This window comes from Gordonia sp. NPDC003950, from assembly GCF_053605205.1.
On sequence record NZ_JBSGIT010000005.1, the window covers coordinates 205890 to 218651 of the forward strand.

Here is a 12762-nt window from a genome sequence, read left to right on the forward strand (position 1 = left end):
CTCGCTACGAGGTATCACTCTGACTGTGTCGCAGCCGAATCCATCCACATGATCTGCCACGAGTGACCATCGAGATCACTGTAGCTGCGCCCGTACATGAAGCCGTGATCCTCGGTGTCGCCGGGCGTGGCCCCCGCGGCGATGGCCGCGTCGACCAACTCGTCGACAGACGTACGACTGTCGGCGTCAAGGCAGACAACGCACTCCTTTGTCACGGTCGCATCGGCCGTGTGGACGGGGTGAAACGTGTCGAAGAAGTCCCGCTGCAGCAGCATTGCCACCATGTTGTCCCCGAGGACGACAGAGATCGCCCTGCCGTCGGAGAAGTTCTCGTTGAAGGAGTATCCGAGTTCACCGAAGAAGGCACGCGAGCGCGCCACGTCGGCCACCGGAAGATTGACGAAGATGGTGGTGTGCACGATTCACTCCTGAGGTCTGCGATGTCTGCCGTCCGACACCGTCGCAGTACAGACCACGAGGCAATCGGAAAGTCATCGCCGCGCAGCCGCTCCACACACCAGCTACCCGACACCCCGCTTGTCGCCCCGCCACACGATGCGGGCCAGTTCGTCACGATCGGCGACATCGAGTTTGATACACGCCCGGTACACGTGTCCCTCGACGGTGCGGACCGACACCGTCAGGCGATCGGCGATCTCACGATTGCTCAGGCCCTGTGACACCAGCGCCGCGATCTCGCGTTCACGCGGTGTGACCGGCAATGGCCGCGCGGCCGTTCTGGTGGCCGGGGTCGTCGCGCCATCACACCTCCTGGACAGCAGCAGTGCCCGGGCGCTGGACTCGGTGCTCTGCCGCCGATGCCCGGCCCGGTCATGCAGCGACACCGCCTGCGCCGCGGCGTCGGCCGCCGACAACAGCAGTCCGGCCTGCTCGAAGGCGTGACTGACGTCGTCGAGCGCGTCGGGGTCGGCGTCGGCGACCGCCACCGCGTGGCGTGCGAACAACGGCGCGAGCACTCCCTGCACCCGGGGCGCAACCTGCACGAGTCGTTCGGCCATGGTGCGATCACCGAAGCGCGCCGCGTGATGCAGGGCTTCCGCCTCGACGGCGTACTGACCGACCTCGTGCGCGAGATCGGCTGCGCCGTGCGCGAATTCGATGGCGGTTCGTTCCCCACCGCGTGCGGCGGCCAGCCAGGCGCGGGAGATCAACCGTTGCGGATCGTGGATCGCTTCGTGCGGACCCACATGCTCGTCGGCCTCGGTGAGCACCCGGTCGGCGTCGCCCACCGCACCCAGTGCCGCGTAGGCACGTGCCAGTAGCAGTCGCGCCGGGAGTTTCCACGGCAGCGAGTTGTCGGCGTTGAGTGCTGCCAGCGCTTGTTCGAGTGCACCGATCGCCTCCCGGAAAGACCCCCGATAACAGGAGACGAGGCCGGCCATGATCTTCGCTATCGCCCACCCGACGAATTGGCCTGCGTTGGAGAATTCGGCGTACTCGATCGCCCGTTGCTCGGCGAGGTCGATGCGGCCGGTGGTGGCCAGGGCCAGCACGTCGCCGTAGCGCACCATCACCTTGATCATGCCGTCGGTGGCCTTGTGTTCGGGACGGCACCGATCGGCGATCGCCTCGAAATCGCGGCCACGGCCGGCGACCGGCATCGCCAGTCCCGCCGCGAAGGCCGCGAAATCGACTGCCTGCCCGGGGGATTCCGGGTCGGCCAGCACCCGTTCGGCGCTGTCGATACCCTCCGCGATCCGGTTGGCGTGCACCGCCATCGCCGATCCGGTCGCCTCGACCATCAAGCACAGCGCCGGATACCGCACCCTCGACCGCAGCAGATCGAGCAGGCGCGCGCTCTGGTCGACGTCGCCGAGCGACCAGAACAACAGGCTGATGCGCGGCACGCCCCACTGGACGAGTTCGAGTTCATCGAGGGTGTCCGGGTCGAAGGCGGCGAGCACCTCGTTGGCCTCGACGATCTTGCCCTGCCACAGGAGGGCCCTCGACAGCACGTCCACGGCGCGCAGACCTCCGCCGTTCTCGGTCGCAGCTCGCGCAAGGCGTTCTCCCAGAGGAAGATTGGTCAGCGCCACCGCATCCTTCGCGGCCGAGATCAGCAGCTTGACGTCGAGCTGGTGGCCACCGTCGACGCACAGTCGCGCCAGGCGGATCCGGTCGGCGGCCGTGCCGGTCGGCCGTTCGCGCAGAACCTCGACGATCCGGGCGCGGAGGCGTCGACCGGCGATTGTCCCGATGCGCCGCCTGATCACATCGCCGTAGAGCGGGTGGGCGAACCGCGCATGATTCGTCACTGTCACCTACGCGCACGGCGGGAATGTGCCCGGTGATGTGAGTGTCGCGATCGCCGAAATGGTTTCGCGGGCACTGATTGTGCCGGAAGATGTTCGCGCCGGTGCCAGCACCCTTGCCGATGCGGCCGGGCCTGTGTCGCAGTCAACCGGATATCGGGCCGAGTCGGTGCAGTCGTCGGTGGGTTTGAATGCCGAGGAACGCGAACTGGCCTGTTCGTATCGCTGGCCGGGAGGACAGGTCATTGTCACGTCACCGTAGGCAGATCTCCGCCCTCTTCACTGTCTTCCACGAGTCGTATTCCGGCTCTAGCGAGGATGCGCACGGCAACACGATTGATTCGTGGTCGGCGCCGTCCGAGAAGCGGTTCGTGACGATCCAGCAGCCGAGCTCGGATGAGCCTGATTTGCAGGCGAATGCGGGGTTTGTGCGTGATGTTGCTGAGCTCGGGCTGGTCGTGTTGCCGGATTTCGGCGCAGTGTCCGCTCGGGATCGTATGACGGTTGACGGCGTCACTTATGAGGTGGTCGGTCGGCCGGAGGGTTTCGTGCATAACCCGTTCAATGCTGAGTTCGGCTGCCTTGTCATCAATCTGAAGGTGGTGTCGTCGTGAAGAAGGTGCTGTACGTGGAGACGCGCATCGGTGCCGATGGCGCTCCTGATGGCGATCGGTGGATCGAAGGGCCGGAGGCCAGGCTGTCGTTCGTTACGGAGCCGTCTGGTGTGCTGTGCATTTTTCAGCGGCCGAACGATCTGTGGGCGGCCTATGCGCCTGGTGCGTGGCGTCGCGTCGAGGAAACCTACGAGGACGAGGGGGAGTAGTGGCTGTCCGTCTTGTGTGGGATTACAACGCTCTCTATCAGATTCGGTCCGATCCGGCGCTTGTTGCCGAGGAGGAGGCGGTGGCCGAACGGGTTGCGGCTGAGGCGAATCGGATTGGTAAGGGAACGTATGCGGTGGGTTCTCGTCAGGGCGTGAAGCGGCCTCAGGGTCGGTGGCGGACCACGGTGGTTACGGCTGATGCGCGTGCGATGGCGAACAATGCGAAACACAACACCTTGATCACCGCATTGGGTTCGGCGTGAGTTCTCCTGTTGCAGCAGCGCAGTCGATTGTCAGAGCTGCGTTGCCAGGTGTGCGCGTGTCGGCGATCGTGTCGGATGATCCAGCCCGGTTTGTGCGGGTGTCGCGCGCTGGCGGTCGACGTGATCGGTACTTGGATCGGGTGACAATCCTGTGCCAGTGCTTCGCGTCGACAGTGAAGGGCTCTCCTGACACTGCGCAGGCAGAGGCGGATGCGGCGGATGCTTATGACGCCTTTGATGCCGCCTCGTCTGGCGGTCCGTGGGCTGACATGTGGGTGACGGGGTGGGATGGCGGCGGCATCGCCGACTATGCGCACCCGGATTTTCCGAAGCATTCCCGTTTTCAGTTCACCGGCACCTTGTACGTCCGCATGGATCACTAAGTCTTACAACTGAATACCCTTTCGCGGCTCCTGGTCGAATCGCCTGAAAGGGGCACCCAGTCATGGGAGATGTAAAGAAGAGTTTCGTTCCCGCGTCGCTTGATGGCGGCGTTGTGTTCGTCGGCCCGACCGGCGTGCTGGAACTTCCGGCCAGGTCCCATGCGGCGCCCGGCACGGCACTGCCGACCGGATGGGCCGCGCTGGATCTCGGCACCTTGTCGAGTGATGGTCTGTCGATCAGCTACACCCGATCCTCGACCGAGGTCAACGACTTTGACGGCGCGGTCTACCGCAACCTGCAGGACAAGTTCAGCGACGGCTTCAAGGCGAAGTTCCTCGATGCCGATAACCACAATCTGGTCGAGACCGTTTACGGCACAGACAATGTGGAGATCACTGCGGCAACCGGTTCCCACGGCGAGCAGATCAGCATTGTGCACTCGTCCGATCCGCTGCCCTACCTGCAGGCTGCGATCAAGACGAAGGATGCCGGCAAGGGCAAGTTGTATGTCGCCGAGCTCTGCCAGGTCACCGAGATCGCTGAGATCAAGGACGTTTACAACGACGTCACCAGCTATGAGCTGACCTTTAGCGTCTACCGCGGGTCTGACGGCAAGTTCCTGAAGGAGTTCCGCGACGACGGCGTCATCGTCTCGGGCTCGTAACAGTCTCGCCCCGGCGGGGTTTTCACACCCCTTTGACCAGGAGCCGCCCTCGCCGGGGCGGGCTTCGCTCCTGATCAGCATCTCACCTATCACGATCTCACCTATCACGAAAGGTTCCTGGTCAATGGCACGCGTTGTACCCGACATCGGGGATGCGGAGTTCTCTGCTGATCTTCTGGTCGACTTTGATCTCCGCAAGCCGAAGCTCACATTCGTTTTGCCTAAAGTGGAGTACGTCCCACCGTCCGGGGCGGATGCTTGGGACGCATGGCTTGCGGAGCGTATGATCCCACAGCCTGCGATCGGCGATGACGGCCAACCTGTCCTCAATGCGGACGGTACGGCGGTATCAGAGACGCGGAAACCCATCTCGGACAGAGAATTCTACTCGAAGCAGATCGAAGTTGTGGTCGACTCTCTGGCAACCGAATATCCGTCGGTGGTCTCGAAGATGGCCGCCCGTAAGGTGATTGACCGAATCGCGTCACTGTCACTCGGTCAGGTGAAGTGGATCTACGACGAGTGGGTGGCGGCGTCGGAGACGTCGATGGGGGAATCCGAGGGCTCCGCGACATCCTCCAAGGAGAGCACCGCGGGGCCGTCAGATACGACCTCTTGACACATGGCTTCAGGCTCAGTGACATCGGTACCCCGCAGCTGTCGTGGGTTGAGTTCCGCGACATCCTGCAATGGTCCCCGCCGAATGGGTCATCTGCACTCTTCCGCGCGCTACATCCCGACGACTGGATTTGGGCCGATCCGACAACCGCAATGGCGGCAGAGGTGGCGACCCTCGTCCGTGACCTGCGGTACTTCGCCGCCGCGCGAGTGATGCCAGAGGTGCCGGACGAATACGCCCCCGGCGCGTACGGCCCCCGCGGTGACGATTCATCCGATCGCAAGTCAGTCGATGAGACGACGGAAGCGGACAGTGACGCCCGTGCTCGCACCGCCGCCGCGGAGATCCGGGCGGAGATGGGGATCTAAGCCAGCATAGCGACGGTTACCACGATCCCCACCGCCACGGCGGTGATCAGGTTGGCCACCACCATCGCCGAAACGACCTGCCAGAACGACAGATTCGCGTCGACGCGGCCCTCCACCTCGACCACACCAGCCCTCCGGTTGTAGTCCTGGCGGGCCAGCTCGGCGTCCACCATTTCGTCAGTGATCTTTTTTCCCATCCACCCAGCGTAATCCCAGGGAGGTGTCCCTCTTGGTCGAGTTGGCCACTGCGTACATCAGCATCGTCGCCGAGACGTCGGGCATCCCCAAGTCGGTGAAGTCGGCACTCGGGCAAGCCGAGGGGCAGGCACAGCAATCGGGTCAGCGCATGGGGTCGACGATGTCGACCGCAATGGGTACCGCGCTGGGTATTGGGGCGTCGAAAGCGATTGGCGTGGGGATGCAGGCGGTGTCGACAGCCTTCACCAAGGGCTTCGATCGGCTCAATGCGATCGACCAGGCCACGGGGAAGCTAGCGGGGCTCGGCAGCTCGACACAGGAGACTGCACGGGTCATGGACTCGGCACTAGCATCGGTCAAGGGCACTGCCTTCGGGCTCGGTGATTCCGCGACCATCGCCGCGTCGGCCATCGCCGCGGGTATCAAGCCGGGTCAGGACCTCACGAAGTATCTGTCGCTCACAGCGGACGCCGCGACGATCGCGGGAGCATCACTCGGAGAGATGGGCTCGATCTTCAACGGGGTGCAGACCTCGGGCAACGCGATGAACGACAGCCTGGGTCAGCTCGCTGATCGGGGTATTCCGATCTATCAGTGGCTCGGCCAGGAGATGGGGGTGGCCGCCGGCGAGGTCGAGGACTTGGCGTCGAAGGGCGAGGTATCGTCCGAAGTCTTCTTCGCGGCGATCCGGAAGAATATCGGCGGCGCCGCACTCGAGTCCGGAAAGACAGTCAAGGGCTCCTTCGAGAACATGATTGCCGCGCTCGGCAGGCTGGGCGCGGCAGTGGAGGAACCCGGTTTCAACCGGCTGCCCGCATTCTTCGGAGACGTTACTGCGCGCATTGACGCTTTCACCCCGAAGGCGAAAGAGCTTGCGGCTGCATTTGATTCGAAGGTTTTCGACGAGTGGGGCCCGAAGGTTCGTGAGGCGTTCGCGAGCTTCGAGGAGACCGGGGCGATCGACGACCTGAAGTCGACGCTCGCTGGCCTGATGGATACGCTCGCATCGATGGCACCCGCGGTGGGGGGATCATCTCGTCTCTGTCGCAGGCGTCGGCCGCGTTGGGTGTCTCGGGCTGGCAGATCTTCTTGACGACGTTGCAGGCGGCATCGGCGGTGCTGATGGCGATCGAGCCGATCCTGTCGGGACTGTCGGGGTTGATGCAGTCGAACCAGGGTGCGGTGACGGCACTTGTGGCGGCGTGGCTGGCCTTCAAGACCGTGCCGGCGATCATGGGGCGGGTAACGACGGCGGTCGCACCAATGGCCGGCCAGCTCGCATCCGCGCGGACGGCGGTCACAGGGTTTGGTTCGGCGTGGCGTACCTCGATCGGCTATATGCAGGCTGCAAATCCTGGAATGTCTTGTCGCCGCTGGAACCCGCGTACTCGGCGCCAATGCGGCGGCTGCGGCCAAGGGTGGGCTCGGGATGCTGAAGAATGCGGGGTCGGCGGTTGCGGGGGTCTTTGGTGGTCCTGTCGGGCTAGGGCTCACCGCAGCGGCAGTGGCTGGAACATATGTGGCCGCCAAATTCGCTGAGGCCAAGCAGAAAACGGAAGCTCTCGCCGATGCCAGCCGCAACCTCGTCGAGGCGCAGCACGAGGTGCTGAACGCACTCGTGGCCTCTGGGGGCGCAGTCAACGACAGCGTGATCCAGTCCCAGACGGCTGCGGTCGACCAGTATCGACAGAAGCTCGATGCGACGGCCGCCACCCACAAATCCTTCATGGCTGGCCTCGCGACGTGGGACACCAATCGCGGTCGGAATAATGCGCTTGCCGACGAAGCGGAGGCGGCACAGCGCGCGTTCGACAAGCTCGGCATCTCGAACGAGGATCTCGCAAAACGGATGGCGGGCAGCGATGCGTCAGCCAACCAGCTACGCAGCCAGCTCCGGGCGCTCGGTCCTGACGGAGAGTCGGCGGCACGCGCCTTTTCTGACATGCGTACCAGCTTCATCCAGCAGCAGGTGCGCGCCCAATCCCTCAGCGGGTCGTCCGTCGGGTGACGCCTGCGGCGGTGCGCCCTGCAGCGCGGTGGTCGAGGCGGTCACACCAGGGATTCCGGGCATCAGCAGTCTCCGTGGCGGGAAAGCTCCGCCGGTCGTCGGGTTCATCTTCGTACGCGTCGGTGCCCCACCAGCATGAAGCCATCGGTGAACGGGTACACGAGTAATCGACTACTCGATCCCCGGCACATCACCCCTCGGATTGCGGCTCGCACCTCTCGGTTCCGACGCTGCATTCACCTGAGAGGTACGTCGGAGGTGCCCGTTCGTGTGGTTTGTCCGGTTCTGACGTCCGATTTCGGCCGCGACGACCCCGATTGAGGTAGCGCCGTACTCGTGCCCTCGGGCGTGTCGATGGCGACGATGGACATAACCGGCGCGGCTGAAGACCTCGGTGCGCAGTGAGCGTCATGTACATGGAGGGTGGCCTGTGATCGCACCGATCGAGATCAAGACGAACATCGACACCGGGGTCGGCGAGGCGTTGCGGGTCCTGGGGTGTCCGCAGCGGCCCACGGAACGTCGCGACATCTGGTTTGCCGAAGCGAAGTCGACGGTCGAGCACACTCCTCTTCCGCTGCTGTCGAGCAATCTCATCATCAAGATGCGCAGCGGTGACCAGGATGACATCACGGTCCGGCTACGCCCGTGTCCGCCGGACCGACTGGTCGGCAAGTGGGTCGCCCCGTTCGCCGACGACAATCTGATGTACCGCCTCACCGGCGACTGGTGCGGCTCACATCGCGCGATGGCGGCGTCGGTGGTGAGTCGACGGAACCCCGGTTCGGTGGGAACCGCCGTTGCCGACGGGATCGATCCGGCACATCTCCTCGATTCTGCGCAGCGTCAGTTTCTCGTGACCTGCACACCCGCAGGCGTACCCATCGACCACCTGATGCGGCTGGGGCCGATCGACTCATCGCGATGGTCGGGGATATCGCTGGACGGGGTCGGGATCGAGGTAGAGCGTTGGACCGTGCCCGAGGTGGATCTGCTCGAGATCTCCGCAATGGTGCAGCCACGACCGGGGGAGTCGGCGGGTGAGTTGGAAATACGCTCTGCGACAATCCAATTGGCGATCCGAACAGCTCTGGACAACCGCGGTCTGATACCTTCACCGACCGATGTCAAGACCCGTCGGATGCTCTGTGCACTCGCTCGGTCACGTGCCTGAAACCCACGTCCGCGGGACGGGCCCGCGTCCACCGGCAGCTGATCGCGAGACGCTATGCCGTAGATCCGAGTCACCTGGTGACTCGGATCTACGGCGTTATTGCAGTCGACGCGGTCGGCTAGCATCGGTCCGGTGACTTGGGGAGCACGGCAGATCATCCAGTTCGGTGGCGTGTCGAACGAGCCAGTGCACGGCGCCTCACCGGCACGAGTGGTGGAGCTTCGGTCTGCGCTCCTCGGCGATCGGGTGATACGACGGATCGGCACCGCCGACGACGAGCACCTCGTCAACGGGGTGGAGGTCGCAGGTGACCGGGTGGTGGGCTACCAGGCACGCGGCATTGCCGGATACCCGGAGTGGGCATTGGCCCACCACCCCGATGACCGCGACGACATCCTCGCGGGTGCCAACCTGCTGCATTCGGCCAGTCCCTTCGAATGGCGCAAGTGGGAACGGGGTGCACCCCCCGCCGTGGTCGCGTTGGCAACCGAAGAGCGGGCCCGAGTACAGGACCCTGCGTGGGCCGGACACGGCGATGGCGGCCAGATGTCATATTTCACCGATGCTCGCGTCGGTGAGCGTTCGGCCGGAGTGGAACCAGATCTCCCGCGGCTTGTCGCCGCGTACCAGGAGTTTGCCTTGCGCGGCCAGCTGGACAGCGCGGACCTCTTACCCTTACGACGCAGCCTGACCGCCATGCCCGCGCCGGCCGATACGGATTCCTTCTGCGTAGATACCTTCTGCGCGGTACTGACGGCAATGGTCGGTAGTGGCTACGCCCCGCATGTGGGGATGCTCGCCGACATCGCTGAAGTGGCCGAACAATGCGGTATCGATCCGGACGACCATCTTGATCGGTTTCTGTTCGGCATTCTCGACCTCCCGGGAACCTGCGACGCCTCGTCACCGTTCTGGACACGGGTCGCGGACCGGGTGACCGCCGGCGTGGACGGCAACGAGCTCTGGGCCGAAGCGTTACTCCGGGTGCGCCCCCGACGAATCGGTCCGAGCGACTGGGCCGATTACCTCATCGCGGTCGGTGCCGACGCCGCTCTCCTCGATGGACGCGTCGACGCGGGTGAATGGCTGGCGGCCCAGACATACCGACTTCTCGACCGCGGCTTCGACGATGACACGGGAGGTGGCCTGGTGCGTCTCGTCGAGAAGGTCATCGCAGCCCGGGATTCTGGACGAATCGAGGTGCACCGGACAGTGGTGGGCACCCCATCGACCTGCGCCATATCGGCGGGACTCTATGACGCTCTTCTGGCGGCCGGGCTGGAGCTCGAAGGCCGCGTCACCGGGCTCACCGAACCGGCCACACATTTCGGACGCGACCTGCGTTTCTACGCGGCGACCCATAGTTTCACCGCAAACATCGACGGCACGGGCAGAGCGCTCATGCGGGCGGTGACCCGCGAGCCGGAGCTGTTGACCGCCGCGGGTGTCGCCGAACTCTGTCGTCGCTACACCAACGAACTCGCGAACCGTTTGACCACAACCGGTTCCGTTCGTCAGATCGTCGAGACCCTCGGCAAGGTTGCCCAGATTCCCGCACCGCTCATGAGCCGGGCGCTCGCCTCGGCGGTGGCCGCCCTTGCTCCCGTTTCCCTGCTGAGCCAAGCAATTCGATGCGGTCTCCCCTCGGAGTACGGGTGGACGATGTTCGAAGATCTGGTCGAGCCGACGCCCGCCCCAACCAGGCCGGGGACATTCGCATCCAGTCGATTCGATGACCGGGAAGCGATTCCGGCGTGGGCAGATGCCTGGCCGGCCGTCGGCGTCCGCAGCGGCAGTCGTTTCGTCTTCGTCGACGGCGATGACGTTGTCGCCGAATGTGCTGGCCTGCCCTGGAACTCACGCTTCCTCACTCTTGTCGATGGCGAGGTGGTGCAGACCGATGGCGATGTCGCCACATGGAGTCCGTCGGGGCGGCGGGCCCACGTGACCTACGACAGCCAATCTTTTGATCGAAATCGTCACGCCGCGAGTACGGGCGCGTCCTGGGTGATGCCGGACGGACGACGGGTTTGGTCGACGACATCGGTTGTCGCGCCGGATATGCCGGCTCTGGTGGTGCTGCGTGAGCCATTTCCCGTCCTCGTCGACGAGGAGGGAAACGCGTGGGTGGTACCGGAGTCGTCCGACGTGAACCGACATCAGTTCCGTCCATTCAGCGGAAGCGAACACCTGACGCCCCCGGACGTGATCGGACTCTTTCCGTCGGCACTGCCCGGCGAACGGATACGCCCCGAGTACTGCACCGCCCGGCCGGTGACTCCCACGACCCGTCATTCGCCGGTCAATACACACAATGAGAGGCATTATCTGGCGGTGTTCTGCGACTCGACCGAACAACGCTGGCGGGTTGTGGAAGGTGACGGCACGTCGATCACCATCGACCTACCGCGTCACATCACTCCGACGTCGGTGATGCGCGTTCCCGAGAGCGGGAGCCACCGGTGGGTTCTCACGGGTTCGCGCATCTACGACGCGGACGGTGGCGACCTGATCTGGGACACCCGCAAACTGGTTGACGGCGAATTATCCTATCGGGCAGCACAACCCGCCCACGAGTGGCTCTGCCACCTGCGGCCCATGTGGTGGCATCAGCTGACCGTGCGAGACTCCGTGACCTCAGATCGGATGCGCGGATTCACCGACGAGGACGCCCAGCAGCTACTGGCCGCCGGTGACGATCATCTGGGTCCCACGATCGAGCGGGTGCTGCCGGGTGCCCCCGTCCCCATCGTCGCGGACCTGACAGAGCTCGTGCACCAGGCCCGGGCGATCGCCGAACGGAGGTCGGATGTCCTCGAACGATGAGGTCAGCTCGAGCACCGGGGATTCTCTGTGGGTGACCGTCGGCGAGACAGAACTGTCCCTGAAGGACGGTGAGGTCGTGGCACGGCGGTTGGACGGCACCGCACTTCCCTCGGTACCGGAGGCCGTGTACGGCACACCCGAGTACACACAGCTGCGTGAACTGGGGGACCTGCTGGTGCGACACGACTCGCACTCCCACGCCGAGGTACAGCGATGGGTGAGTACCGGAATGCCGGTGCGCACACTACTTCTCGGTGAATTATGGCCGGACCCGACCTGGCGACGCTGGTTACGCAACCTGGCCGTCGTACCGATACGCGACGTCACGACACCAGTCGATGCCGACGACCCGCCATCCGCCGGATTTCTCCACCGCGTCGTACCCGACCCACATAGCGACGAGACCGCAGTGATCGAGGTGCTCACACCACTGGACACCATGGTGTCCGTACGGTGCGAGAACGTCGTGTTCCCCCATCCGGCAACACTGGGTGCGGAACTCGACCAGTTGCGACGCTTCGCCGAGGACACCGGTATCGAACAACCCGTCGAGCAGATTCACCGGATGACGTTTCGTTACCGCCCCGACGACCGGGCCTATGTGAACCTCGACTTTCAGGGACGAGAATTCCGCGACAAGCATGCGGTGTCGGACGCCGCTCTCGCCCACGGTTTTCGCGTCCACGACGGTCGTGTGGTGACCAGGATCGTCGCGGACGGAGCGGTCTACGAGGCACATCTGCTGTTCGACGACGAGTACGGCGTCACCACCGACACTCTCAGGTGGCTCTGCCATGACGAGGTGGTTCGAATCCATCACCTGCCCGCTGCGGTCTACAGCGAAGGCGTCCGGATGGCGACGCTCGTCTGCGAGCGTGCCCGGTAGCGACGCGTACACCGGGGGCAGCCCGCATCCGAGGCCGAGAGCTGTGAGTACGGCCTATCCGGTGGTGAACTCCCGAATCGCCCCGGCAACCCCTTTCGGGTCGGTCAGATTCGCGAAGTGACTCTGCCCCGGGAAGACCACCGAGGTGGCATTCGGAATCGACGCCGGCCGGTCGCGACAAGGACATGGTCAACCGGGGTGGTGAGAAGGCCTCCGCCGAGGAGATGGAGAACGTCGCCTACCGACTTGCCGGCGTCGAGACGGCCGCTGCCATCG

The 12762-nt window shown here is 64.5% G+C and carries 14 protein-coding genes and 1 pseudogene; 12 read left to right on the plus strand and 3 right to left on the minus strand.

Annotation, left to right across the window (positions count from 1 at the left end):
- Window positions 1-14 precede the first annotated feature (14 nt).
- Together ACWETB_RS06375 and ACWETB_RS06380 are read right to left on the minus strand one after the other, a co-directional pair.
- Window positions 15-419 (minus strand): VOC family protein, encoded by a 405-nt coding sequence (locus ACWETB_RS06375; RefSeq protein WP_348806882.1) that lies wholly within the window; start codon window positions 417-419, stop codon window positions 15-17.
- Between the two features lie 102 nt (window positions 420-521).
- Window positions 522-2264: pseudogene (locus ACWETB_RS06380) on the minus strand (response regulator transcription factor); the annotation flags it as partial.
- A gap of 49 nt (window positions 2265-2313) precedes the next feature.
- Here ACWETB_RS06380 and ACWETB_RS06385 point away from each other — a divergent pair.
- From ACWETB_RS06385 to ACWETB_RS06415, 7 genes are all read left to right on the plus strand, one after another.
- Window positions 2314-2535: a hypothetical protein gene (locus ACWETB_RS06385; RefSeq protein ID WP_452210015.1), complete on the plus strand. Its 222-nt coding sequence runs from the start codon at window positions 2314-2316 to the stop codon at window positions 2533-2535.
- Window positions 2536-2644: 109 nt separating this feature from the next.
- The gene (locus ACWETB_RS06390) at window positions 2645-2887 is read left to right on the plus strand and encodes a hypothetical protein (protein WP_452210017.1); all 243 of its coding nucleotides are present in this window, start codon (window positions 2645-2647) and stop codon (window positions 2885-2887) included.
- On the plus strand, window positions 2884-3096 hold the full coding sequence (locus ACWETB_RS06395) for a hypothetical protein (RefSeq protein ID WP_452210019.1): 213 nt from the start codon (window positions 2884-2886) through the stop codon (window positions 3094-3096). Before ACWETB_RS06390 ends, ACWETB_RS06395 begins: the two co-directional genes overlap by 4 nt.
- 319 nt (window positions 3097-3415) lie before the next feature.
- The gene (locus tag ACWETB_RS06400) at window positions 3416-3742 is read left to right on the plus strand and encodes a hypothetical protein (protein WP_452210021.1); all 327 of its coding nucleotides are present in this window, start codon (window positions 3416-3418) and stop codon (window positions 3740-3742) included.
- 62 nt (window positions 3743-3804) lie between these two features.
- Window positions 3805-4407 (plus strand): hypothetical protein, encoded by a 603-nt coding sequence (locus tag ACWETB_RS06405; RefSeq protein ID WP_452210023.1) that lies wholly within the window; start codon window positions 3805-3807, stop codon window positions 4405-4407.
- Window positions 4408-4531: 124 nt separating this feature from the next.
- Window positions 4532-5026 carry a hypothetical protein gene (locus tag ACWETB_RS06410; RefSeq protein ID WP_452210025.1) on the plus strand — a complete coding sequence of 165 codons (495 nt, stop codon included), beginning with the start codon at window positions 4532-4534 and terminating at the stop codon, window positions 5024-5026.
- A gap of 164 nt (window positions 5027-5190) precedes the next feature.
- Window positions 5191-5394 carry a hypothetical protein gene (locus ACWETB_RS06415; protein WP_452210026.1) on the plus strand — a complete coding sequence of 68 codons (204 nt, stop codon included), beginning with the start codon at window positions 5191-5193 and terminating at the stop codon, window positions 5392-5394.
- Here the strand turns inward: ACWETB_RS06415 and ACWETB_RS06420 are convergent.
- Window positions 5391-5591, minus strand: a complete 201-nt coding sequence (locus ACWETB_RS06420; protein WP_452210028.1) for a hypothetical protein — start codon at window positions 5589-5591, stop codon at window positions 5391-5393. The two genes, ACWETB_RS06415 and ACWETB_RS06420, sit on opposite strands and share 4 nt — an antisense overlap.
- A gap of 32 nt (window positions 5592-5623) precedes the next feature.
- Between ACWETB_RS06420 and ACWETB_RS06425 the strand changes: the two genes are divergently transcribed.
- The 5 genes from ACWETB_RS06425 (at window position 5624) to ACWETB_RS06445 (ending at window position 12486) form a co-directional block, all read left to right on the plus strand.
- Entirely contained in the window at window positions 5624-6685 is a 1062-nt protein-coding gene (locus ACWETB_RS06425; protein ID WP_452210030.1) for a tape measure protein, read from the plus strand.
- A 426-nt stretch (window positions 6686-7111) separates the two neighbouring features.
- Window positions 7112-7600 (plus strand): hypothetical protein, encoded by a 489-nt coding sequence (locus ACWETB_RS06430; RefSeq protein ID WP_452210032.1) that lies wholly within the window; start codon window positions 7112-7114, stop codon window positions 7598-7600.
- 430 nt (window positions 7601-8030) lie between these two features.
- Window positions 8031-8774 carry a hypothetical protein gene (locus tag ACWETB_RS06435; RefSeq protein ID WP_452210034.1) on the plus strand — a complete coding sequence of 248 codons (744 nt, stop codon included), beginning with the start codon at window positions 8031-8033 and terminating at the stop codon, window positions 8772-8774.
- A gap of 132 nt (window positions 8775-8906) precedes the next feature.
- Window positions 8907-11600, plus strand: a complete 2694-nt coding sequence (locus ACWETB_RS06440; protein WP_452210036.1) for a hypothetical protein — start codon at window positions 8907-8909, stop codon at window positions 11598-11600.
- Window positions 11584-12486: a DUF4132 domain-containing protein gene (locus ACWETB_RS06445; RefSeq protein ID WP_449742753.1), complete on the plus strand. Its 903-nt coding sequence runs from the start codon at window positions 11584-11586 to the stop codon at window positions 12484-12486. Before ACWETB_RS06440 ends, ACWETB_RS06445 begins: the two co-directional genes overlap by 17 nt.
- Window positions 12487-12762 lie beyond the last annotated feature (276 nt).